Genomic DNA, 23016 nt, shown 5'->3' on the forward strand with positions numbered 1-23016 from the left:
CATTGCCGCATGGGATTCGCCAAGCTGTCGCTCAAGGGCCGGGCGCTCAAGCTGCTGGGCCAGCGCGAACATTCACGGCTGGAGCTGGAACGCAAGCTCGCCCCCCATGTTGAGGAAGGCGAGGACCTGGGCGCCATGCTCGACGCGCTGGAGAAGCGCGGCTTCATCAGCGCCGAGCGCGTGGCCGAGTCCGTGCTGCACCGCAAGGCCGCGCGCTTTGGAACATCGCGCGTGGTGCAGGAGCTGCGCAGCAAGGGGCTGGACGATGGCCTGGTGCGCGCCGCCGCAGAACAGTTGCGCGCCACCGAACTGCAGCGCGCCCATGCCGTATGGCGCCAGCGCTTCGGCACACCGCCGGCCACCCCGCAGGAACGCCTCAAGCAGATGCGCTTTCTGGCCGCGCGCGGCTTTGGCGGAGAAATAGCGAGCAAGGTGCTGCGCGGGCGCAGCGAAGACTGGGATGACGGAGCTGCAGACGAAGGCAACTAATCCACGCGCCGGGTTGCGCCCCAGCACACCAGCGACCCCACGGTCACCAGCGCCACGCCCTGCCAGAAGCCCCAGCCCGGCTGCACCTGCAGCCAGGCACTGGCCAGCAAGGCAGAGAACACGGGCGTGAAGTACGAGGCCGCCGCCATCACGGCCAGATGCCCGTGCTGTATGCCGTGCTCCCAGCAGCTGTAGCCCATGGCCGTGAGCCCGCCCACGGCCAGCAGCTGCAGCACCACGGTGCCTGACCAGTGCATGCCGCCTTCGCCACCCAGCCACAACCACTTGATCCACAGCGCCAGCGCAGTCCAGATCAGGAACAACCCCACGGCATTGTGCCCCCCACCCCAGCGCCGAGCAGCCAGCGAATAGCAGGGCCACAGCAGAGCCGCGCCAAAGGCGAGTCCATAGGCCAGCGGATTGGCCAGCATGTGGTCTGCCATGTCATGCATCTGCAGGGACTCGCCGCCCAGCACGCGCGTCAGCCCCCACAGGCACAGCAGCACGCCGGGCCACAGCCACCAGCGCGCATGCTGCTGGCGCAGCAGCACCGCCAAGACGATGGTCAGGCTGGGCCACAGGTAATTGATCAGCCCCAGCTCCAGTGCCTGGGCGCGGTCCTGCGCCAGACCGATCGCCAGCGACAGACAGATTTCATAGACCGCAAACAGTAGGCCGCAGCCCCAGAAATAGGCTGGGTGCATGGTTCGCCACTGCGAAGGCCTGGGCAGACCGCGCACGGCGGCCACGCAGATGGCGCTGACGGTATAGAGCATGGCAGCGCCGCCCACGGCGCCCAGCGGTTCGGCCACCGAGCGCATCAGGCCCACGGTGCAGCTCCAGCACACCACGGCCAGCAGGCCGATGGCGGTGGCCCGGCCTGCGGCTGCAGGGGAACTGCTGTGCGCTGAAGACATGGAAAAGGCTGCGCGCGGCAGGTCAGTGCGGCTGCAGCACCTGGCGCAGCGAGCGGTAAAGCGCGTCCGAGCCGTGCGCGCGGTTATCCGCATCGAAGGAGAACTCGTTGCTGGACTGCGTGCCGGTCGCGTCCTCGGGCCGCGCCTCCATGAAGAAGGACAGGAAGCGCGCGCCCTGGCGGCGGTGCATGGTCAGCACTTTCTCCAGCCGCTGTGGCGACAGGGCCACCAGCGGATGGAACTCCGTCACGCCATAGGCGGTGTGGCCATAGCGGCGCAGCATCTGGCCGACCAGCGGCCCATAGGTGTCTTCGCCATACAGGCTGACACCCAGGGACAGCCCCGGCATGCGCTGCAGGCTGCGCTCCACGGCGTAGCGGCTGGCGTCCCAGCTCGGATTCGCATGGGGGTTGAGCTGGTGGGCAAAGCGAGGCACCCGGCCCAGGCAGCCGTGCCCGATGTGCTCGGAAAAGCCCTGGATGTAGTCGGCCACCTGCTGCTTGCGAAAATCGTTCCAGTCCGTCGCCAGCGGGTTGTAGAACAGCGCCAGCCGGTCCTGCGGGCTGTCCACCCAGAACTCCACACCATCGGGCAGCTTGCCGAAGTCAGGCAAGGCCTCGGCGGCATGGGGCCTGGGCTCGCCCTGGTGGCGGTCCATCACGGCGATCTGGCGCGTGGCCAGCAGGCCCAGGCTGCGCCCGCCGGCCTGCAGCACCACGTCGATGCGGTGCAGGCCCTCGCCCAGCGCCGGATAGCGGATGTCGGCACGCCAGCCCACATCGGGCGTGAGGAAATCAGGCTTGGCCTGGGCCACATCCTGGCGGTGCATGTGCACGGGGGCGTGCGAGTAAGGGCGCCCGTCCACGAAGACGGCCACGGCCAGTTGCTTTTGCAGCTTCGCGTCGGGCGAGTGAACCCAGCCGGACACCGGGACCGTGCCAGCCGCATAGCTGTCGATGTGCTGGAAGAAGTTCTGCAGCGGCTCGCTGCGGATGTTGCGCGACGGAGGCTCCACCGCATCGAAGCTGGCGAACTCCGACTTCAGATGGGCATTGAGCCGCGCAATGTCGCCATAGCGCTGGCGCAGGAATGCATGGAAGCCCGCCACGGATGCAGGGCTGTAGTCGGTGACCGCATAGCCTTCGGCCGCGAACCCCATGCCGGCCTCGAAACCCGGGAACAGCTGGTGCGTCTCGCCCAGCACGGTGAGCGCACGCAGCGGATGCATGGCGGCATCGCCCGCAGCGCACATGCGCTCGGCCAGGGCATCAACCACCAGCTTGCGCACGCGCGTGATTTCATTGTCCTGCCGCGCAACCGACCACGGGAAGATGCGCGCGCCCAGATAGGTGTCCAGCGGCAGCGGTCCCTTGGGCGTCCAGGCCAGATTGGCGGGATCGGCGGCCAGGCGCTCCTCGGCCTGGGAGTGGACCTCGAAATGCGTGGCGAACAGGTAGAGCACCACGGGCCGCTGCGCCTGCGCCACCGTGCGCACCACGCGGTCCAGCGCCTCGCCCCGGACTTCCCAGGCCCGGCCGTTCCACTGCACATAGCGCAGCAGAGGCACGCTGAGCGTATAGCCCAGCTCCAGCCCCTCGCCCTGCGGCCGGCCCAAGCGCTGCAGCGTGGCTTTCACCATTTCCGCGGCTGAGCCCTGAGGGCCCAGGCAACTGGCAGGCACCTGCTGGAATTCCTTGGGAAAATCCTCGCGCAGCCCGTCCTGCACCAGGCAGGCTTCCATATTGCCCAGCAGCGGACTCAGCAGCAGGCGCGATGAGGAAGGCAATGCCGGCCGCAGCTTCCAGGCGAACACAACGATCAGCAGACACAGCACGGCCAGGGCCAGGACATGGCCCCAGACCGGACCGCGCCGGCCCGGCAAGGACGGGGGCGCGGGGGGCCTCACAGGCCCAGCATGATCTGCAGGTTCTGCACGGCGGCGCCGCTGGCGCCCTTGCCCAGGTTGTCCAGACGGGCGATCAGCACGGCCTGGCGGTACTGCTCATTGGCGAACACACGCAGCTCCAGCTTGTTCGTGTCGGTCAGCGTATCGGCAGCCAGCTTCATGTCTTCGGTGGGCGGCAGCACCGACACCCATTGCTCGGGCGTGTTGGTCGCCGCGTAATGGGCGGCCAGCGCATCGTGCAGATCGGCGGCCTTGGGCGCGCCCGGCAGCAGGTCCAGATGCAGGGGCAGTTGCACCAGCATGCCCTGGCGGAAATTGCCCACGGCAGGAATGAAGACCGGGCGGCGCGTCATGCCCGTGTAGTGCAGGATTTCGGGAATGTGCTTGTGCGACAGGCCCAGCGCATAGGCCTCGTAAGGCGCGGCCGTGCCGGCCTCGTAGGCTTCGATCATGCTGCGGCCGCCGCCCGAGTAGCCGGACACCGAGGGCAGGCTCAGCGCGTAGTCGGCTGGAATGAGGCCTGCCGCCACCAGCGGGTGCAGCAGTGCGATGGCGCCCGTGGCATAGCAGCCGGGGTTGGCCACGCGCGTGGCAGCCTTGACGGCGTCCAGCTGGCCCTTGCGCAGCTCGGGAAAGCCGTAGACCCAGCCCGGCGCCACGCGGTGGGCGGTGGAGGCATCGATGATCTTGATGGCGCGGCCGGTCTCGGCCTCGATGGCGTCGACCATGGCCACGGTTTCGCGCGCAGCGTCGTCATGCAGGCACAGGATGACCAGGTCCACGCCGGCGATCAGCGCACGCTTGGCAGCAGGATCCTTTCGCAGCTCGGGCGCAATGCTGACCAGCTCCACGCCGGACAGATCGACCAGACGCTCACGGATCTGCAGCCCTGTCGTGCCTGCTTCGCCATCGATAAAGACTTTTGCCATCGCTGTATTTCTCCTGCTGCGCGGCCCTCCTGGAGCCGCTGCGGCACCATTGCCGCGTTCCAGCTGCGGATTCTCACCGAAACCGGGTCCCCCTGCGCCCGTTGTCGCAAAACGGTTGGCAGCGGCGATCCAGGGCCGCTGACATGCGCCTGTTACAAACGGCGGGCAGGGCCGCCTGCAGATCCTCTATAAGACAAAAGAGCTGTGGCGTCTGGAGGAAATGTCGGGAAACCGTCTTTTCCCTGACATATCAATGCATTGCACAGTTCCTGGCATGCTGCTTGGCCCGCAGGAAATTGTGGATTCTGCGCATGGGGGCGTGTCGGATGGCGCAGTGCAGCATGGTACATTCGGCGATTGCCAGGTCACTCCGCCTTGAGGCAGCACCCCAGGGCTACCGGGTCAATCCCCCCCTATTTGTTTGAGAGAGACATCATGAAGATTCATGAATACCAAGGCAAGGACATCTTGCGTCAGTTTGGTGTGCCTGTACCTCGCGGTATCCCTGCGTTCACAGTGCAAGAGGCCGTCGAGGCCGCCCAGAAGCTCGGCGGCCCCGTGTGGGTCGTGAAGGCCCAGATCCACGCTGGTGGTCGCGGCAAGGGCGGCGGCGTGAAGGTTGCTAAGAGCATCGACGACGTCAAGGCACTGGCTGGCCAGATCCTGGGCATGCAGCTGGTCACGCACCAGACCGGCCCCGAAGGCCAGAAGGTCCGCCGCCTGTACATCGAAGACGGCGCCGACATCCAGAAGGAATACTACCTGTCGTGCGTGACCGACCGCGCCACGCAGAAGGTGGCCTTCATCGCTTCCAGCGAAGGCGGCATGGACATCGAGGAAGTGGCCCACTCCACGCCCGAGAAGATCATCACCATCTTCGTCGATCCCCTGGTCGGTCTGACCCAGGCCCAGGGCGAAGAGCTGGCCAAGGGCATCGGCATGCCTGCCGACTCCACTGCCCAGTTCATCGACATCTGCCAGAAGCTCTACAAGTGCTACATGGACACGGATGCCTCGCTGGTCGAAATCAACCCCCTGAACCGTGACAGCAAGGGCAATGTCATTGCCCTGGACGCCAAGTTCAACTTCGACGCCAACGCCCTGTTCCGCCTGCCCGAAATCGTGGCATTGCGCGACCTGGACGAAGAAGATCCCGCCGAAGTCGAAGCCTCCAAGTTCGATCTGGCCTACATCTCGCTGGACGGCAACATCGGCTGCCTGGTCAACGGTGCCGGCCTGGCCATGGCCACCATGGACACCATCAAGCTGTTCGGCGGCGAGCCGGCCAACTTCCTGGACGTGGGCGGCGGCGCCACCCCCGAGAAGGTCACCGAAGCCTTCAAGATCATGCTGAAGAACCCCAAGGTCGAAGGCATTCTGGTCAACATCTTCGGCGGCATCATGAAGTGCGACACCATCGCCACCGGCGTGATCACTGCCTGCAAGGCCGTGAACCTGCAAGTGCCCCTGGTCGTGCGCATGAAGGGCACGAACGAAGAACTGGGCAAGAAGATGCTGGCCGAGTCCGGCCTGCCCATCATCAGCGCCGACACCATGGCCGAAGCGGCCACGAAGATCGTCGAAGCCGTCAAGTAAGCAGGCCCGGAGAACACACCATGTCTATCTACATCAATAAAGACACCAAGGTCATCACCCAAGGCATCACGGGCAAGACGGGCCAGTTCCACACGGAAAAATGCATCGAGTACGCGAACGGCAAGAACTGCTTCGTGGCCGGTGTGAACCCCAAGAAGGCCGGCGAAAAGATCTTCGACGTGCCAATCTACGCCTCCGTCAAGGAAGCCGCACAAGGCACGGGCGCCACGGTCTCCGTGATCTACGTCCCCCCCGCAGGCGCTGCCGCCGCGATCTGGGAAGCCGTGGAAGCCGACCTGGACCTGGCCATCTGCATCACCGAAGGCATCCCCGTCCGTGACATGCTGGAAGTGCGCAACAAGATGCGCGCCAAGGAAGCTGCAGGCGGCAAGCGCACCCTGCTGCTGGGCCCCAACTGCCCCGGCCTGATCACGCCCGACGAGATCAAGATCGGCATCATGCCCGGCCACATCCACAAGAAGGGCCGCGTCGGCGTGGTCAGCCGCTCCGGCACGCTGACCTACGAAGCCGTGGCTCAGCTGACCGAACTGGGCATTGGCCAGTCGTCGGCCGTGGGCATCGGCGGTGACCCGATCAACGGCCTCAAGCACATCGACGTGATGAAGGCCTTCAACGACGATCCCGACACCGACGCCGTCATCATGATCGGCGAAATCGGCGGTCCCGACGAAGCCGAAGCTGCCCGCTGGTGCAAGGACAACATGAAAAAGCCCATCGTCGGCTTCATCGCTGGTGTCACCGCCCCTCCCGGCAAGCGCATGGGCCACGCCGGCGCGCTGATCTCCGGCGGCGCCGACACGGCCGACGCCAAGCTGGCCATCATGGAAGAGTGCGGTTTCGTCATCACCCGCAATCCCTCCGAAATGGGCCGCCTGCTCAAGGGCCTGATCTAAGCGGCACCGGTTCTGCGTGACATCCAGGGTTCGCTCCAGGAAGAAATTACGCAGAATTACGAATCGGTAAGGCGGCAAGTCCGCCCTACACTGACGACTCCAAAAAAGAAAAAGCGCCAGAGGCTACCGCCCTGGCGCTTTTCAACTCATAACAGCGGAGAAACCATGGAATACCTGCAAAGCGCCGATTTCTGGATCGGCCTGTTGAAGATCGTCTGGATCAACATCATCCTGTCTGGCGACAACGCCGTCGTCATCGCCCTCGCAGCACGCTCGCTGCCCCCCGCACAGCAAAAGAAAGCCGTCATGTTCGGCTCCGGCGCCGCCGTGGTGCTGCGGATCATCCTGACCGTGGTCGCGGCCAAGCTGCTGGAGCTGTCGTTCCTGCAGATCGTGGGCGGCTGCCTGCTGCTGTGGATCGGCCTGCAGCTGCTGACCGGCGAAGAAGATGATGAAGGCGAATCCAAGGGCCATGGCAGCATGATGGTCGCCATCCGCACCATCCTGATCGCCGACCTGGTGATGAGCCTGGACAACGTGATCGCCGTGGCCGCCACTGCGCAGGGCAACATGGTCCTGCTGATCCTGGGCCTGGCCATCAGCATCCCGCTGGTGATCTTCGGCTCCACGCTGATGATCAAGCTCATGGAGCGCTTCCCCGTCATCATCACGCTGGGCGCCGCCCTGATCGGCTGGGTCGGCGGAGAAACCATCGTCAACGACCGCCTGCTGCACGGCTACGCCATCAGCCACCCCTGGCTGCACTATGTGGCGGCCGCAGCCGGCGCCGTGCTGGTCGTGGGCATTGGCAAGTTCCTGCAGGCGCGCTCAGGCGCAAAGCACGCAGCCCAGGCCTGACGCTGCCGCAGGCAGCACCTTCGCCGCATCACGAACGCACTGCCCCGGCAGTGCGTTTTTGCTTTGTGAGGACCCATCTTGATGTGGCGTCAAGCTGACGAGCCGTTGCGCCCGCGCATTCCGGGCACTTGCGCGCACTGTTTTCATTTACGCTGTGCACCGGTCTTCACCATTGCATCTGCACACCAGGGACTGATGGCACCACCGCCGAATCCGTCCTTTGCCACCATGCCCAGCGCCCCCCAAATCCCGGACCAACCCACCCTGCAGCAAGCTCCTGCCCAGTACTGCGCCATGGTTGCACGCACCGATGTGGGCCGGCGCCGTGACAACAACGAGGACGCCGTCACCATCCACCCCAGCGCCCAGCCCTGGCCCATTGCCGTGCTGGCCGATGGCATGGGCGGCTACAACGCCGGCGAAGTCGCCAGCGCCATGGCCATTAGTCTGGTATCCGTGGCGCTGCAAAGCACCACCACCGAGGCGCCCGTGGCCAACACGCCGCAGGCCCGCCAGGAATTGCAGCAGTCACTTGCCAATGCCCTGAACCTGGCCAACGCCGCCATCCTCACCGCCGCCCAGGAAACACCCGGCTGCCGCGGCATGGGCACCACCGTCATCGCAGCCGCTTTGCTGCCCGGCCTGCTGATGCTGGCCCACCTCGGCGACTCGCGGGCCTATGGATGGCGCGATGGCCAACTGCTGCGCCTGACCCGGGACCACACCTGGCTCCAGGAAGAAATCGATGCAGGCCGCATCCAGGACCACGAAGCCCGGCAGTCCGGCCTGGGCCACCTGCTCACCCAGGCCCTGGGCGTGACCCAGGACGTCACACCCGACTTCAATGAATGGCCGCTGCAGCCTGGCGACCGCATCCTGCTGTGCTCCGACGGCCTTACCGACATGCTCGATGACGACGCCATTGCCGCCCTGTTCAAGCAGTCCAGCCCGCTGCCCGTGCTGCTGACCTCGCTGCTCACGGCCGCCAATGAAGCAGGCGGAAACGACAACATCAGCGCAGCGCTCATCGAACTCCAGGCCAACCCGCCCTCTGCCGCCTGCGCTGCCATCGATTGAGCCCAGACAGAGCGCAGGGATCGACGGCAGAACCCATCCGATGGACGCGCTTGCGTGCACAAAAACCCCAGGTTCCAATTGTCAAAAATGATTGCGCACCCAACAATCGGTCAAAGACAAGCCATAGCCTGTATCAAATACGATGACGGACTCCGGCGTGCCCGGGCCGCAGACATAATAGTTGGATAGACCCCAGCTCCGGATCACCCAGTGCAGTGCAAGCCGGGCATAACAAAGGAATTTTGAGCATGCCGACCCTGGTCATCTCCATCGACGGCGCCGTCATCAAGGAAGTGCAGCTGACCAAGGAGCGCACCACGCTGGGACGCCGCCCCTACAACGACATCGTCATCGACAACCTCGCGGTCAGCGGGGAGCATGCCGTGCTCAGCATCGTCGACGGTGCCGTCATCATCGAAGACCTGCGCAGCACCAATGGCACCTATGTCAACGGCCAGCCCATACTGCGCCAGACCCTGAGCCACGGCGACCTGCTGGACATCGGCAAGTACAAGATCCGCTTCGTGCAGCAGCAGGTCAGCGCCTCCTCGCGCTCGGCACTGGCGGCCATTGCCGCAGCAGTGGAGGCAACCCGCCCAGCCCCCTTGGCGGAAGACCTGCCATCGCAGTTCAGCACCCAGACCCCCTCAGGCTTCGACCACACCCTGCCGCCTTCGATGGCCGGCCTGGCCACGCGCCAGGCTGCCATCCGCATGCTCAACGGCAACGCCGCTGGCCGCGAAGTCCCGCTGGTCAAAGTCGTCACTACCCTGGGCAAGCCCGGCGTGGCCGTCGCATCCATCACCCAGAAGCACCACGGCTTCGTGCTCGCCCAGTTGGAAGGTGATGCCCTCAGCCTCAAGCTCAACGGCCAGGAAATCGGCCGCCGCCCCATGCCACTGCAGCACGGAGACACGGTGGAGCTGGCAGGCACGCAGATGCAGTTCCTGGTGGCGTAAGGAACCAGCTCGACCCCGCCGACAAGCCTCGCGTGACGTCTGTAGCAAGCGCACGATCTCTGACAAAAACGTCACAACAAGTGGATCAATTTGTCAGAGAATGGCGTCCAACCGTGTCAGTTGCAACCAAACCATACATAGACCTGGACCTTGGCCCCCTGGAGCGACTGGCACGGCTCTTGCTCAGTAGAGCATGCAATCAACCCCTATGAGGAGAAGTTCATGAAGCGTTCCATCCAGCAAGGTTTTACCTTGATCGAATTGATGATCGTTGTGGCGATCATCGGCATCTTGGCAGCGGTTGCGCTGCCGGCCTATCAGGATTACACGAAGCGTGCCCGCGTTTCGGAAGCCCTGTCGCTGATGAGCGGCGCCAAGGCCGCGATTACTGAGTACTATTCCACGAACAACTCTTGGCCCAGCAACAATGCATCGGCTGGCCTTGCTGCCGCAGCCTCCATCAATGGCACCAGCGTTTCCAGCGTGACTGTGGCTGGGAGCAAGATTACGGCCCGTGTACGTACCAACATCGAGGGCAGCAGCAAGGATGTGGTTCTGAAGGCATCGCCTACTGCTGGTGGCGTAACTTGGAGTTGCAAGGCTGCGGTCAGTGGCACCAGCGTGAATTCCAAGTTCCTGCCAAGCGAGTGCCGCTAATTTAGTACCAACGGTATTAAAAGCCTCAGGCGCATCCCCTACAGGGCGATGCGCCTTTTCAATTATGGAGCCTAGATGACTAAAATAAAATCAAGAGGCTTCAGCTTGGTTGAGCTACTGATAACTTGCGCAATTCTTTCAATTCTTGCGGCAATTGCTTTTCCAAACTACCAGGATTATGCGATACGTGCCAAGATGTCGGAGGCACTGACACTGATGAGTGGAGCCAAGGCGTCTGTGACTGAGTACCGGCTCAGCAAAAATGTGTGGCCCTCCAACAATCAGGAGGCGGGCCTGGCACAACCGGCGTCCATACAGGGCACAAGTGTGAAATCCGTGCAAATCGATGGCAGCGTTATCATTGCATCCATTCGCAGCATTTCTGCTCCTGGCGGGGGCAAGATAGTACTCAAAGGAATAAATTCAGGCGATTCGGTTCTTTGGCGGTGCGATTCTTCTGCAGGAACCACCCTGCAAGCAAAATTTCTTCCCCCTGAATGTCGCTAGTATTTCCAAAGAATCTGCTCATCAATGCCTTATAAGCATTGAATAAAAATGTAAATGAAAATTTCCTCGCACCGGCAATCAATTCAATCCGAAAGATTATCTAGCAAGTCTCTGGCGGCATGGGTTGTATTGTTGCTCCTGATTTTTCTTGCTTATCAACCAGGGTTGTCTGGATCCTTTGTTTTCGACGATTTTCCCAATATCGTCGAAAGCGAGCAGATTATTTTGAAAAATCTGTCCGCTTCAGAAATTTACCGAGTGGCCTTGTCCGGAAATGCAGGGCCGTTGCTTCGCCCGATTTCCATTGTCAGCTTCTCTTTGAATATATATTTTGGCGGGATGAATCCCTGGCACCTCAAGCTGACAAATATATTCATCCATATTCTTTGCACCATTGGGATAGGGTTGCTGGCACATCGATTTTTCATAGCCCTGCTCTGGAAAAGAGATTTCCGCAAGTTTTCTATTGAAGATGAAAATTTAGTCATCTGGGGAAGCTTGCTCACAGCAGCCATATGGGGGCTTCATCCCTTGAATCTGACCAGCGTTCTTTATGTTGTCCAGCGGATGACCAGCTTGGCCGCTCTCTTCGGAATCATAGCAACAGCCATATATGTCAATGCTCGCATGCATAGTGCATTTGCGACCTATATTCGCTCAAGTGCGAAGAGAACCATATTTCAATATACATCTGTTGTATTTTTCATTGTCCTTTCCGTTTTCAGCAAAGAAAACGGAATATTATTCATCCCCCTCATAATTCTGATTGAATTATATTTGTTTGAATTCAAGGTGAACGGCAAATCTATTCACCTGCTCCATCTATCCATGGATCGATGGACAAAATACTCAATTATTCTGTTCTCAATCTTCATTGTCATATGGATCGCACCCGAGGTCGCAAAAAACATCAGAGTCCCAAATAGAGATTTCTCCATTTACGAACGTCTCTTGACACAAACCAGAGCCATCTCATTTTATCTGGGTGAATTTTTTCTCCCACAAATATCCAGAATGTCTCTTTATCACGATGACATTGAGATATCTCGTTCAATATTTCAACCATTGACGACTTTCTGGTCCATCATTTTTCTCTCATTGATCAGCATTTTCTGCTTTCTATCGAAAAAAAAATATCCAATCATTGCATTTTCATGGCTATGGTTTATTTTTAGCCACAGCATGGAATCCAGCTTTTACCCATTGGAGTTGGTGCATGAGCATAGAAATTACTTCGCAACCATTGGATTTTGCCTTGCAGTATCTTGGTTTACCGTCCAATTTTTCCAAAAATCCAGAAGCAAGTTACGCTTCCTTTTGGTGCCGTACCTAATACTTCTCCCTATCTCCACATCAGTTCGCGCACTGGAATGGTCCTCGCCCTTTGAGTTTTCCGCAATGGAGGCTTCACGGCATCCACTCTCAATGCGTGCCAACTACCAACGTGCAGGGGACTTGCTTTCGCTTGCCGAGCATGCGGACAATAAGTCTCAAGCTCTGGAAGAGGCCAAATCTTCATTCCTGGCAGCCGTCAACTCTAGAAGCAAGTCAGTCTCTCCATATTTTGGATTGCTTGCAGTGGAGTTCTCTCTCGCCAAGGCAGAGCATCGCGATCCAGACACCAGGGATATTGTGAAATCACTGATAGCCAGCCTCAAGGAATATCCAGGGGAAGCCAGCACTACAGCACATATCAATGCATTTATTCAATGTCAGAACAGTGGCATTTGCAGTCTGACTGACATGGATGCGCTTGCCGTCATCACGGCACCAGTGGAGAACCCCACGCTGCCGGCAATTGCCAAAGGTGAGATCCTGAAGCTTGCTGCTGAGTACTCGATTTCAAAAGCCAATGACCTGGATTTCGCTCAGCGCCTTGTAGAGGAGGCAATTTCACACTTCGATACTGCGAGCACAAGAATCGTTTACTCTCAAATCCTAAGGATCAATGGAAAATTCAAGGACTCCCAGGAGCAACTGTCTATCGCAAAAAATCTGGATCGACTGAGACAGTATTCGAGTGCAATAGAGAGAGAAAATAACTTACTTAAGAAGTTAACGTCACAGGACAAAACCCTATGACCAATCCATACTCATCAAAAAGAGATGATTCTTGCGTCAGCCTTGTCCTTCCTGCCAAGAACGAGTCAGCAGCTATCGGCATGACGGTTGAGAAGATAAGACGATACTTCCCAACCTCTGAAATACTGGTTGTTGATGACGGATCCACAGACAACACGGCAGAAGTCGCTGAGTTAGCTGGGGCAAAAGTTATTTCCCATCCTTACGGAAAGGGTAATGGCGCGGCCATCAAGTCTGGCGCGCGTGAGGCCAGCGGGGACATCATCGTATTTCTGGATGCAGATGGCCAACATGATCCAGCAGATATTCCCAGACTGCTGGAAAAAATCCAACAAGGCTATGATATGGCGGTTGGAGCAAGGCAGAAGGGATCGCAGGCGAGCATTGGACGCGGTTTGGCCAATGGATTTTATAACCGCTTGGCGACATGGATGACAGGCCATCGTGTAGAAGACTTGACTTCGGGCTTTAGAGCGGTACGCGCCAGCAAGTTCCGCGAGTTTCTATATTTGCTGCCTAATGGTTTTTCGTATCCGACCACCAGTACCATGGCTTTTTTCCGGGCGGGGTATTCCGTGACCTATGTTCCCATTCATGCAGCCAAACGCGTCGGCAAGAGTCACATCCGACTGCTACGAGACGGCGCTCGCTTCATACTCATTATTTTCAAGATCGGCACCCTGTTCTCGCCACTGAAGATCTTCGCACCGGTCGCCTTGAGCATGTTCCTGCTGGCTTCCGGCTGGTACGGCTGGACTTGGTGGCACCAGGGACGCTTCACCAATATGAGCGCCTTGCTCTACAGCGGCAGCGTCATGGTGTTTTTGATGGGGCTGATTTCCGAGCAGATCACCGCCCTGATGTATCAGGATAGAAAGTGAACATCGGCCCCAGCCCCAAGCCAGCTCTGCTTGTACTGGCTTCTACATACCCGCGATGGACAGACGATCCGGAGCCAGGCTTTGTCCATGAACTGTCACGCAGGCTCTGCTCAGACTTTCGTGTCATCGTGCTCTGCCCTCATGCAGCGGGAGCCAAGCCAACAGAAACCATGGATGGCGTGGAAGTCATTCGCTACCGCTATGCCCCGGAGCGCCTGCAGACCCTGGTGACCAACGGCGGCATTGTGACCAATCTGCGCAATCACCGCTGGAAGCTGTTGCTGGTGCCGGGCTTCATTCTGATGCAGGCCTGGCAGGCTTGGCAGCTGTGCCGGAAGCACAAGATCGCCTCCGTCCACGCTCACTGGCTGATTCCCCAAGGCCTTATCGCAGCAATGCTGCAGCGTCTGCCGGGGTCCAAGCCCACCTTTGTCGTAACCTCACATGGGGCCGACCTGTATGCGCTGCGCAGCCGGCCTTTGCAGGCGATCAAGCGCATGGTGCTGCGTCAGGCCCATTCCTGCACCGTGGTCAGCAGCGCCATGCGAGCCGCAGTGGAACAACTGGGAGGTGACACGGGGAAAGTCTCTGTCGTGCCCATGGGCGTGGACATGGCAGAGCGCTTCGTCCCAGGCAATGCAGCGCTGCGCTCACGCAATGAGCTGCTGTTTGTAGGCAGGCTCGTCGAGAAAAAGGGGCTGAGTTTTCTGCTTGACGCCTTTCCCGCTCTCCTGCAGGTCCGACCCGACCTTCACTTGACGATCGCAGGTTTCGGTCCGGATGAGTCACAACTCAAACGCCAGGTAACCGAGTTGGGTCTTCAGCACAGCGTGCGCTTCCTGGGCGCAGTCGCCCAGAAGGATCTGCCGCAGCTTTATCAGAGCGCTGCGCTTTTTGTCGCGCCCTTTGTGCGAGCCGAGTCCGGCGACCAAGAAGGCCTGCCCGTCGCACTCATGGAGGCTGTGGCCTGTGGCTGTCCGGCAGTCGCGGGCAATGTGGAAGGGCTGCAGGACATCTTCGGAATGCATGCACAAGAATGCATGGTCGATCCACATGACAGTGGCGCGTTGACGGCAGCGATTCTGGCCCGTCTGCAGGCCCCAGAGAATGCAGCCAGGCAGGCACTGGCCATGCGCGCAGCGCTGCTGGAGCAGCTGGGCTGGGAGCATGTGGCAGCTCGCTACAGCCAGTTGCTCAAGCAAGCCTGTCACTAGGTCGTCAGGTGCGGTTTGAAGCAGTGCTTTGTGCCGCCATACGCAGCAAAATCGGCTCTATGCCCGCGATCAGGTCCGGCCAGCCCTGCACCGCAATTCTGGAATCCGTGGGCATGCTCAGTTGATTTTCCAAAGCCCGCACCAAGCCTTCGGCGTCGCCCGGTGGAAACATGATCTGCGGCGTCGGGGCGAACAGTGCTGACATCTCGCCAATGTCCGCCACCACCACATTGAGGCCGCACGCCAGCATTTCATAGGCTTTCTGCGGAAAACAGTAGCGTCCGAACGGTGTATCCAAAATGGAGATGACACCCACGTCCAGCGCCCGGAACAGGTCCGCGACCTGGGCGTGGTCCAGATGGCCCAGGTAATGGACGCGATCTCCCTGAGGTGGGGGCAGTTCGGGCCGATAGGGGCCGGCCAGAACCAGGCGTGCAGTGGGGTGCCGGGCAGCGATGCTCTCCCATGCCCGATACAGCGGCTCCACACCTTTGTCCTTGTGCAGCCCTCCTGCCGTGCCGATCAGCACATGGTCTTCAGGCAAGCCCAGACGCTGGCGTGCTGCCGATTTATCGCCTCGGTTGAAAACCTGAAGATCGACGCTACTGGGCATGGAAATGACCTGCCCTCTGGCACCGTAGTCCTTCAAAACCATCTGCCGCAACGGCTCGCTGGTTGTCACGACCAACGAAGCATTGCGAGTGGCCTTGCGCAAGGCAGGAACAAAGCCCGGAATGCGCGCCTGGCCAAAGCCCTCGAAGTTGTCGTAAAGATCCACTGCATAAGGCAGGGCCAGCCTTTTGGCCAGCCAACGAGTCAACGCCACATGTGGAATATCGGATGCCCCTACCAGCACCTGGGGTCGAAACTTCTTCAGTTGATCCAACAGATGCCACGGGTATAGCGCCAGTCGCGGAAGCAGAAGCCCGTGGACCGACTCGCTGGCCCAAGCCAGGCTGCCGGCCTCAGTTTCATGCCGCCACGGTCCCGTGGCCTTAGCTTGCCCGGCATGGTAGTCTAGGCAATAGCTGCGGACCTCATGCCCCAGCAATGCCAGTTGATGTGGGATTTCATAGAGCCGCGCGTAGCGATCAAGGATTACATCCTTGCCCATATAGCGGCGTTTGCATAGAAAAGCGATGCGCATTGTCACTCCAGGCTCAGTCCCCGCTCATCAGCTGCTGCGACAGGCGCTGTGATGCAGCCAGTGCTGCCGCTACCACTTGATCCATGTTGTAGTAGCGGTACTCGGCCAGCCGCCCCACAAAGGTCACACCACTCTCATCATCGGCCAGGGCCTGATAGCGTTTGAACAGCGCTTCGCTGCTGTCACTGGGGATGGGGTAATAGGGATCACCCTCAGCCTGTGGGTATTCACGCACAATCGACGTTCCGCTGTGCCGTTGGCCGGTCAAATGCTTGAATTCTGTAATACGCGTGTAATCATGCTCATTCGGATAATTTACTGTTCCGACATCCTGGAAATATTCCGTTTTTTCCAAATGATCATGCTCAAACCGCAGAGAGCGATAAGGCAAGGGTCCGAAGCAATGACCAAAGTATGCGTCAACGGGCCCTGTATACACCACATGCGCAAATTCGCCGCGAGACTTTACTTCGAGAAAATCCACGCCCAACTGAATTTTTATATTTGGATGGTCGAGCATGCGTTCAAACATGCGTGTATAGCCGTGCAACGGCATGGCCTGAAAACTGTCCGTGAAATACCGGTCATCGGTATCTGTACGCACGGGAATGCGAGCTGCGACGCCAGCCTTCAACTCTGAAGGCTCCATCCCCCACTGCTTGCGCGTGTAGTTGAGGAAGAATTTCTCGTACAGATCCCGCCCCACGCTGTTGAGAACTACATCCTCGCTGCTGCGTATGGGATCACGCGGTATACGCACGCTTTCAAGAAATCCAGCAGCGCCGGCAGCATCAAGCTGCAATCCATACAAAAGATTCAATGTGTCGCGATTGATGGGAAAGGGGTAGCTCCTGCCGTTGACCACACCAAGCACACGGTGCTCATATTGCCGCCATTCGGTAAAGCGCGAGAGGTATTGAAAAACTTTCTCGCTATTGGTATGAAAAATATGAGGTCCATAGCGATGAACCAGCACAGCCTTTTCATCCAATTCATCATAGGCATTACCGCCGGCATGGGGGCGCCGATCTATGATACAGACATGATGCCCGCGTTCAGCCATTTCACGGGCCATCACACTACCGGCAAAACCCGCGCCGACGACAAGAATATCATTCATGACTAAATATGCGATCCCTCATCGCGCTTACATTACACCCAGCAAGACATTAAAGCTCTCTACTCAGAAGCACGGCCTATGGAGGTGTTGCCAACAATTAAAAATCCGCCCAGAGATATACTCCAATACGAAGCGGATCATCAAATACAGCCCATATATTGCCATTCGCCACCGCAACAAACACTCTCACATCCATCGCTAATCCACTCAAGCAGGCAGCAGCTCAGAATGATTGTAGATCAATGAAACACCTACATGATCCAGAAATTCTATCCAGACTCTGCCATCTTCATCAAGCATCTCATCATAATGAAAAACACATATCTCAGGAAACAGGAACTTCGCAATATGTAGCGTCGAAGTTCTCGAGCCAATAATTGAATGAATATTCAGCCCCGAAAAAAGAATCATCTCAGCAGGGAGATGTTGTGGCATAAACAGAGGATCCCCCCAAAAATCCGTCAATATCTCTGCACCGTTCTTGTCCCTAGGATGAATCTTGAAAATTGGAGAGGTTTCATTTTTTCGACAATATTCGACGATCGGATCCAAGAAGTTTCTCATGAATTTCGAAGAAACGGAATCAGCATATGGAACAGCAATCAGCGTTATTTTTTTCCCGTAAAATTCCAGAGGCATCTGAAGCCTCACATCTTCTATGAAAACCCTATCTTTGGGCAAAGTATCGACCGGTAGGGGACGAAGATTTTCACGAAGCAGATCGGGATAAAAACAGCATATTCTCGATATACTAGGATGCAGGCCCAATTCATCAAACTTCATCCAATGAGGTCCTGCAGCAAACTTGTGCTTCAGCACGCCCAAAAGACTCCAAGGTATGACTCCTCCAGGCCTATACAAGGCAATACCGTCTTCCAGCATTATGAAGTCTGCGGAAATTTTCTTGAACCTCTTCATATTCAAAAGAGATTGAGGCTCCGGACGAAGATCGTGGAAAAGATAGACCGACCTGACCACCTGACCGAATTCTCTACATAGAAATCTCGCATTGGAGCGCATGATCAGTGTACGCTGCAGCCGCCCTTCAGCTGTTGCCGACCCTGGAAGCATGACGAGGCGCCCCATGCCATCTCTCAGCAGCTGCACTGCCAAACTATGCAGCCCCCGAGAATCCTCAACAACCACAAAGATTGTATTCTGGGGATCGTTTTTCCTGTAAGCCACCATCATGCTGATCAGCAAATGGAGAGGGGTGTGGCATAAAAATAGGTTCATTTCTGAGAAACCAGATCCCATGACAGTGGCGTGCCGCGACTGATGTTACGGCTTGCACGGCGACCCAAAGCTATTCCCAGATATTTTGGCGATAATCCATGTCCAGGACGTATGCACCGCAGATTTTGGGAAGTAAATTCTTCGCCTTCCTTCATTTCCCCCACAACATAAACAGATCGACGGTAGATCAGCGAGTCCATCTCGACCTCGGTGGGCCCGACATGAACATGACCAAGAGAGTCCCAGGCACGCCCCACTTCGTCCACCAATTGCTTCATCTCTGCGGGGTCCGACGAAAATGCACTATCCACCCCTCCATCATCGCGATCAAGAGTGAAGTGTTTCTCAATAATAGTCGCGCCCAATGCGACCGCAGCCACGGGAACGCCTATTCCTAAAGTGTGATCAGACAGACCTACTTCGCAATCGTATGCGTCACGCAAATGCGGAATGGTCCGAAGATGGCTGTTGGCAGGCGTGGCAGGGTAGCTGCTGGTGCACTTGAGCAGTGCCAGTTCCTGACAGCCTGCCAGGCGGGCGACCCTGACGGCATCATCTATTTCGGCATGGCTTGCCATGCCTGTTGAAATAATCACGGGTTTCCCTGTGGCCGCCACGCGCTCTATCAAAGGTAAGTGGACACATTCAAAGGATGCTATCTTGTACGCAGGCACCCCTAGGGATTCCAGAAAATCAACCGCAGTTTCGTCGAATGGTGAGCTAAAGCAGGCAATACCATTGCTTGCAGCACGCTCCATCAATGCGCCATGCCACTCCCAGGGGGTATGCGCCTCTTGGTAAAGATCATGCAAGCTACGCCCAGCCCAAAGTCCATGCGCGTCAGAGACCATGAACTCCCCTTCGCGCAGATTCAGGGTCATTGTATCCGCCGTATAAGTCTGCAACTTGATGGCATCCACCCCAGCGCAAGCGGCGGCATCGACAAGAGCGAGCGCGCGCGCCAAAGACCCATTGTGATTTCCAGACATCTCGGCAATTACATATGGCTTTTTTCCAGAACCGATGGCACGGCCACCTATTCTCATTTCAGACATGATCTGGCTTCCCTTTTTCTGGATTGCTCACTGCACGAGCACCAAGGGGCCGTGCGACACATCGCCCCGAGCGGATAATTCCCATTGATGCCGGGCCTTCATTGAACAAAAGGTCCAATGTGCTTGCATATGGAATAAAGGGCTGAAAAACCTGCCGATATTCTGGATGCGAGTACTCATGAAGCCAGACTCCGATGTCTCTGTGATCAAAGGCAGACCGGTCCTCCAGCAGGTACTCTTCGGCCCCCAGCGGAGATAGATACTCGTCAGCTCCTAAGGCTTCACACAAGGCTGCCATGTATTGGCCCCGTTTCCCTTCGATATTCAGGCTGCTGCTGAGACACATGGGAGTAGACAGGCCGAGCACTTTCCAAAACCAGTCTATGAGGTGACGATTCAGTGCAGATAGTTTTCCCTCCACCGCGCCTTCATGCAACGCATGAAAAAATGATGGTGAAAGTTGCTGAAAGAAAGGTGCCCGCGCGTAATTAGTGACAATTGTCCGTTCAAGCTTGACGGCGAACTGGGCATCCGCAATCTGTACATCGAATATGGGCTGCCCATAACGACCGCTGGTAAAAACTGAAACGGTGGCGAATTCCAGCGCGCGGACCGTACGCAATCGATTGCGTTGCTGCCACGACCGCTTGGCGAAGGCCACATCATCCAGCAAAACCAGAGAATCTACCTGATCAGCGATATCGAACCATCCCAGCCAAGGCAGGAATGTAGGTTGAAGTATGGCGATGCGCATGAAAATACAATGCAGTGAATTTATCGCCGCTCATACAGGCGCAGCTCGGAGTGGAATCCATCGACCGTGCGATAGCCGAAAGGCACGGTATTGCACGCAAGTAGACGATAACCCTGTAGGTAATCGTCATACATTTCCCCCTTGATCGGATCAACAACCCCAACATCGGTTGAAGCAGCGGCCTTGGCCTTACCCTCCCTTAAATTGCGGAGAAGTACAAACTGCGAACCTAAACGATCAGCCTGGGCGAGGTAATTTCTGACTACTGCAGGCTCCATTTCCTGAAATGAAATAAAGTTGACAACCAAATCAACCTTACCATTCAGTACAGGAAGCTGCCACGACGCCAGAGTGGCGGCTCGATGCATTTTTCGCATCTGTGCGATGTCAAGCACGGACCGTCCGCGTGTCTCAGAATAGCCAACAATGGCATCTTCACCATAGATTTCATTGAGATAGTAATTCGCACAGAGCAAGGTTGGAGCAATATCCACATCAATGTAAAAAACATCGTTTCGCGGATCAGCCAACAATATCTCGCCCAATGATCCAAAGCCACCGCCAATTTCCATCACTGTCGCCACCTGGGACAGATCACAATGGCGTTTGAGAAAGCTCAGCCCCAGAAGATAGTTCAATGATGAACGACTGAAACGGCGACCATCAAACTCAAACTGCTCTATGGGATCACCCACCCGTGATTCACTAAAATGATCAATGAACAATGGACAAGGTGTATCGGAAGCAAGCAGTGCCCTGTAGTCGGATTCCGCGTGCGCTTCTCCTGAGAACAGTCTATCCATGTGTGCACCAACACGTGCATCTGTCAACTGGAGCCCATCCAAGGCAAGATGAACCGGAGCAAAACGACGCGGACTGGAATGGTAGCCAGGAAAACTGTAGCTTGGTACAAAAAAATCCAACGGTCCTGGTAACGCACGAAAACGCTCAAGGCCTTCACCGCGTAACTCTTCAACCAACGATCCAATGGCAGCACGCCAAAAATGGGTGGGCTGGTATATCGGATCCGCTGCCTCCATATCCTGCAGCAAAGCATTCAGTGCGACATCGTTCTGGTGCATGAGTCGATTACTTGTAAAGATAAATAGTGTATTCAAATGGAGGCCTATCGTCACGAACCAAATATTCATGGCGCAGACTGACTCGGCGTGTCAGATGTCGCTTGCAGAAATCGAATACATCACGTGGATCTGTATAATATAATTCAGAAGCCTCAAAATCAACATAAGTTGACATTGCGTTGAATGCTACATACCTATTGGCTGCAGCAAATGCTTTCTTCAAAACCGATTGCATGAAGCCGGAATTATCAGACATCTTGTTATTAAACACTCCACACACAACAAAAGTGTCATACCCTTGAGGAAATTCATCCAAAAAGAGATCGCACCTCTGAAATGCTGTTCTTGGATCATGAGAATACTTGGCATTCCCATGGTCAACAAACTCCTGCACGAAATCCAACCCTAGATACGATCCATTAAATGCATTGGATCTCAAATAATCGCAAAAATGCCCTAACCCGCAACCAAGATCAACTACCGAACCCAGGTCAGCGGAAATCTCACTTAAAACCTGAAAACGCCGAAATTGAGACGGCGAATCGGTATATTGCACAGACTTCGCCGAGTCTCCATGTGCTTTAAATAGCCCTTGGTAGTGATCTTGAATTTCAGAGTTCATAGTGATAAAATTGTTCTGACTATCTTGCTTGAGCCATCATCGCTGATCTTCGAAGCAAAGTTCTTTCGTTGCCCTAACAATGCGATGGGGTCATCGATGAATTCCATGATTTCCCTTTTTACACGTCCATACTCGAAATCAATTGCCGCCCCCAAATCCAAAGTAAGCCCCTGCCTTGCCATTTCTTCAGTATCATTGGACTGCAGGTTCGTCAATGAAATACAGGCATTGACCAAGCCAGAAAAAGCGCACTCATATTTTGTCAAACCGCCCCCACACACGACAAAATCCGCTTCTGCATACACCGTCTCCATGTCCGCCGTCAGCGATAGATGATTGGCATTGTATCCAATATATGACGGCGCTGCATTTTTAGACAAGTATGATATCTTCCTTCCTGACGAGGCAAGTACATCAAGAATCGACGACAGATATTTCATTCCCAGTGCACCACCGGACATAAATACCAAGATGCGAAGAGGCAGGCGTTCAGGATGCAAATTCAAATTCCGTTCGCGCAGCAAACGCAGCTCGGGTTTGACAGGCAAAAAAGATGGCCCCAGCAACTGATGGCGGGCGCCATAGTCCAATAATTCGGCATTCGCTCGGAAACATATAACCAAATCCGCCTGGCGCAGATCGAGACGCTGATCATCATCAAACAAGGCAAGCTTACAAGGCTGCTGCTTGAGTCCATCGATGTATTTTTGATCTATCGTATAGCTATCGAGCAGCAGCATATCGAAATTCACGCACACCTTGAGTGTGGCATCTACACCGCGCTCGTTCCCAGGTGGCGGCTCGAATGGCAGTAGTGACAGGCCGTATCGAATCAATAGCTGCCGAGCAAACCTATCATAGTCACCCCAAAAAAAGATCTGGATCTTCCGATCTTCCAGCTGCATATTCCGTGCCAAGTTAATGCAGCGAGACAAATGTCCAAGACCAGTTTCTGCATTTCCATCACATCGAAAGATGACGCGAAAAGACATGATCTAAATCAATCAAAATTAT

At 56.9% G+C, this 23016-nt stretch carries 22 protein-coding genes; 11 read left to right on the plus strand and 11 right to left on the minus strand.

All coding sequences use genetic code 11. The annotated features are described in order from the left end of the window. Positions 1-9 precede the first annotated feature (9 nt). Positions 10-489, plus strand: a complete 480-nt coding sequence (gene recX / locus U6958_RS32100) for a recombination regulator RecX (protein ID WP_074920881.1) — start codon at positions 10-12, stop codon at positions 487-489. Here recX and yddG read toward each other — a convergent pair. Genes yddG through argC form a run of 3 tightly spaced genes read right to left on the minus strand, consistent with a single transcriptional unit; the run spans position 486 to position 4241 of the window. Next, complete coding sequence (gene yddG, locus U6958_RS32105; protein WP_074920882.1) at positions 486-1406, minus strand: aromatic amino acid DMT transporter YddG; 921 nt, start codon at positions 1404-1406, stop codon at positions 486-488. The two genes, recX and yddG, sit on opposite strands and share 4 nt — an antisense overlap. Positions 1407-1428: 22 nt before the next feature. Beyond that, positions 1429-3312: a hypothetical protein gene (locus U6958_RS32110; protein ID WP_074920883.1), complete on the minus strand. Its 1884-nt coding sequence runs from the start codon at positions 3310-3312 to the stop codon at positions 1429-1431. Beyond that, the gene (argC, locus tag U6958_RS32115; protein WP_017405114.1) at positions 3309-4241 is read right to left on the minus strand and encodes an N-acetyl-gamma-glutamyl-phosphate reductase; all 933 of its coding nucleotides are present in this window, start codon (positions 4239-4241) and stop codon (positions 3309-3311) included. Before argC ends, U6958_RS32110 begins: the two co-directional genes overlap by 4 nt. Before the next feature lie 435 nt (positions 4242-4676). Between argC and sucC the strand changes: the two genes are divergently transcribed. The 10 genes from sucC (at position 4677) to U6958_RS32165 (ending at position 14986) form a co-directional block, all read left to right on the plus strand. Then, positions 4677-5837 (plus strand): ADP-forming succinate--CoA ligase subunit beta, encoded by a 1161-nt coding sequence (gene sucC / locus U6958_RS32120; RefSeq protein ID WP_016449395.1) that lies wholly within the window; start codon positions 4677-4679, stop codon positions 5835-5837. 20 nt (positions 5838-5857) lie between these two features. Next, the gene (gene sucD, locus U6958_RS32125; protein WP_016449394.1) at positions 5858-6751 is read left to right on the plus strand and encodes a succinate--CoA ligase subunit alpha; all 894 of its coding nucleotides are present in this window, start codon (positions 5858-5860) and stop codon (positions 6749-6751) included. Between the two features lie 165 nt (positions 6752-6916). Next, positions 6917-7609 carry a TerC family protein gene (locus U6958_RS32130; RefSeq protein WP_016449393.1) on the plus strand — a complete coding sequence of 231 codons (693 nt, stop codon included), beginning with the start codon at positions 6917-6919 and terminating at the stop codon, positions 7607-7609. Between the two features lie 294 nt (positions 7610-7903). Further along, positions 7904-8686 (plus strand): PP2C family serine/threonine-protein phosphatase, encoded by a 783-nt coding sequence (locus tag U6958_RS32135; RefSeq protein ID WP_047474588.1) that lies wholly within the window; start codon positions 7904-7906, stop codon positions 8684-8686. Positions 8687-8934: 248 nt separating this feature from the next. Beyond that, positions 8935-9645, plus strand: coding sequence for an FHA domain-containing protein (locus U6958_RS32140; protein WP_074920884.1), 711 nt, complete (start codon positions 8935-8937; stop codon positions 9643-9645). A 222-nt stretch (positions 9646-9867) separates the two neighbouring features. After that, positions 9868-10302: a pilin gene (locus U6958_RS32145; RefSeq protein ID WP_074920885.1), complete on the plus strand. Its 435-nt coding sequence runs from the start codon at positions 9868-9870 to the stop codon at positions 10300-10302. Between the two features lie 75 nt (positions 10303-10377). Then, a complete protein-coding gene (locus tag U6958_RS32150) occupies positions 10378-10809 on the plus strand; it encodes a pilin (protein WP_074920886.1) in 432 nt (143 codons plus the stop codon). A gap of 54 nt (positions 10810-10863) precedes the next feature. Then, the gene (locus tag U6958_RS32155; protein ID WP_143044491.1) at positions 10864-12891 is read left to right on the plus strand and encodes a hypothetical protein; all 2028 of its coding nucleotides are present in this window, start codon (positions 10864-10866) and stop codon (positions 12889-12891) included. After that, the gene (locus tag U6958_RS32160) at positions 12888-13772 is read left to right on the plus strand and encodes a glycosyltransferase family 2 protein (protein WP_074920888.1); all 885 of its coding nucleotides are present in this window, start codon (positions 12888-12890) and stop codon (positions 13770-13772) included. Before U6958_RS32155 ends, U6958_RS32160 begins: the two co-directional genes overlap by 4 nt. Further along, positions 13769-14986, plus strand: coding sequence for a glycosyltransferase (locus U6958_RS32165; protein WP_074920889.1), 1218 nt, complete (start codon positions 13769-13771; stop codon positions 14984-14986). The genes U6958_RS32160 and U6958_RS32165 overlap by 4 nt, the downstream gene beginning before the upstream one ends. 4 nt (positions 14987-14990) lie before the next feature. On the opposite strand, the gene U6958_RS32170 is transcribed toward U6958_RS32165, so the two are convergent. The 8 genes from U6958_RS32170 to U6958_RS32205 all read right to left on the minus strand — a co-directional run bounded on the left by U6958_RS32170 (position 14991) and on the right by U6958_RS32205 (position 22994). Continuing rightward, entirely contained in the window at positions 14991-16133 is a 1143-nt protein-coding gene (locus tag U6958_RS32170; RefSeq protein ID WP_074920890.1) for a glycosyltransferase family 4 protein, read from the minus strand. A gap of 13 nt (positions 16134-16146) precedes the next feature. Continuing rightward, entirely contained in the window at positions 16147-17253 is a 1107-nt protein-coding gene (glf, locus tag U6958_RS32175) for a UDP-galactopyranose mutase (protein ID WP_074920891.1), read from the minus strand. Positions 17254-17460: 207 nt separating this feature from the next. Next, positions 17461-18510: a polysialyltransferase family glycosyltransferase gene (locus U6958_RS32180; protein WP_143044492.1), complete on the minus strand. Its 1050-nt coding sequence runs from the start codon at positions 18508-18510 to the stop codon at positions 17461-17463. Then, entirely contained in the window at positions 18486-19544 is a 1059-nt protein-coding gene (gene pseI / locus U6958_RS32185; RefSeq protein ID WP_074920892.1) for a pseudaminic acid synthase, read from the minus strand. The genes U6958_RS32180 and pseI overlap by 25 nt, the downstream gene beginning before the upstream one ends. Further along, positions 19537-20298, minus strand: a complete 762-nt coding sequence (locus U6958_RS32190) for a WbqC family protein (protein ID WP_074920893.1) — start codon at positions 20296-20298, stop codon at positions 19537-19539. The genes pseI and U6958_RS32190 overlap by 8 nt, the downstream gene beginning before the upstream one ends. A gap of 20 nt (positions 20299-20318) precedes the next feature. Continuing rightward, complete coding sequence (locus U6958_RS32195) at positions 20319-21380, minus strand: putative sugar O-methyltransferase (protein ID WP_074920894.1); 1062 nt, start codon at positions 21378-21380, stop codon at positions 20319-20321. Between the two features lie 7 nt (positions 21381-21387). After that, a complete protein-coding gene (locus U6958_RS32200) occupies positions 21388-22002 on the minus strand; it encodes a trans-aconitate 2-methyltransferase (RefSeq protein WP_083393559.1) in 615 nt (204 codons plus the stop codon). After that, positions 21999-22994, minus strand: a complete 996-nt coding sequence (locus U6958_RS32205; protein WP_143044493.1) for a hypothetical protein — start codon at positions 22992-22994, stop codon at positions 21999-22001. Before U6958_RS32205 ends, U6958_RS32200 begins: the two co-directional genes overlap by 4 nt. Positions 22995-23016 lie beyond the last annotated feature (22 nt).

Origin of the sequence: Delftia lacustris (assembly GCF_040267515.1) — a bacterium.
Lineage (GTDB): Bacteria > Pseudomonadota > Gammaproteobacteria > Burkholderiales > Burkholderiaceae_C > Comamonas > Comamonas tsuruhatensis.

Excerpts from the sequence above, each read along its gene's own strand:
- recX (WP_074920881.1), top strand. The coding sequence starts at position 10 with ATGGGATTCGCCAAGCTGTCGCTCAAGGGCCGGGCGCTCAAGCTGCTG.
- yddG (WP_074920882.1), bottom strand. The coding sequence starts at position 1,406 with ATGTCTTCAGCGCACAGCAGTTCCCCTGCAGCCGCAGGCCGGGCCACC.
- argC (WP_017405114.1), bottom strand. The coding sequence starts at position 4,241 with ATGGCAAAAGTCTTTATCGATGGCGAAGCAGGCACGACAGGGCTGCAG.
- sucC (WP_016449395.1), top strand. The coding sequence starts at position 4,677 with ATGAAGATTCATGAATACCAAGGCAAGGACATCTTGCGTCAGTTTGGT.
- sucD (WP_016449394.1), top strand. The coding sequence starts at position 5,858 with ATGTCTATCTACATCAATAAAGACACCAAGGTCATCACCCAAGGCATC.
- U6958_RS32130 (WP_016449393.1), top strand. The coding sequence starts at position 6,917 with ATGGAATACCTGCAAAGCGCCGATTTCTGGATCGGCCTGTTGAAGATC.
- U6958_RS32135 (WP_047474588.1), top strand. The coding sequence starts at position 7,904 with ATGGTTGCACGCACCGATGTGGGCCGGCGCCGTGACAACAACGAGGAC.
- U6958_RS32140 (WP_074920884.1), top strand. The coding sequence starts at position 8,935 with ATGCCGACCCTGGTCATCTCCATCGACGGCGCCGTCATCAAGGAAGTG.
- U6958_RS32145 (WP_074920885.1), top strand. The coding sequence starts at position 9,868 with ATGAAGCGTTCCATCCAGCAAGGTTTTACCTTGATCGAATTGATGATC.
- U6958_RS32150 (WP_074920886.1), top strand. The coding sequence starts at position 10,378 with ATGACTAAAATAAAATCAAGAGGCTTCAGCTTGGTTGAGCTACTGATA.
- U6958_RS32155 (WP_143044491.1), top strand. The coding sequence starts at position 10,864 with ATGAAAATTTCCTCGCACCGGCAATCAATTCAATCCGAAAGATTATCT.
- U6958_RS32160 (WP_074920888.1), top strand. The coding sequence starts at position 12,888 with ATGACCAATCCATACTCATCAAAAAGAGATGATTCTTGCGTCAGCCTT.
- U6958_RS32170 (WP_074920890.1), bottom strand. The coding sequence starts at position 16,133 with ATGCGCATCGCTTTTCTATGCAAACGCCGCTATATGGGCAAGGATGTA.
- glf (WP_074920891.1), bottom strand. The coding sequence starts at position 17,253 with ATGAATGATATTCTTGTCGTCGGCGCGGGTTTTGCCGGTAGTGTGATG.
- U6958_RS32180 (WP_143044492.1), bottom strand. The coding sequence starts at position 18,510 with ATGGGATCTGGTTTCTCAGAAATGAACCTATTTTTATGCCACACCCCT.
- pseI (WP_074920892.1), bottom strand. The coding sequence starts at position 19,544 with ATGTCTGAAATGAGAATAGGTGGCCGTGCCATCGGTTCTGGAAAAAAG.
- U6958_RS32190 (WP_074920893.1), bottom strand. The coding sequence starts at position 20,298 with ATGCGCATCGCCATACTTCAACCTACATTCCTGCCTTGGCTGGGATGG.
- U6958_RS32195 (WP_074920894.1), bottom strand. The coding sequence starts at position 21,380 with ATGCACCAGAACGATGTCGCACTGAATGCTTTGCTGCAGGATATGGAG.
- U6958_RS32200 (WP_083393559.1), bottom strand. The coding sequence starts at position 22,002 with ATGAACTCTGAAATTCAAGATCACTACCAAGGGCTATTTAAAGCACAT.
- U6958_RS32205 (WP_143044493.1), bottom strand. The coding sequence starts at position 22,994 with ATGTCTTTTCGCGTCATCTTTCGATGTGATGGAAATGCAGAAACTGGT.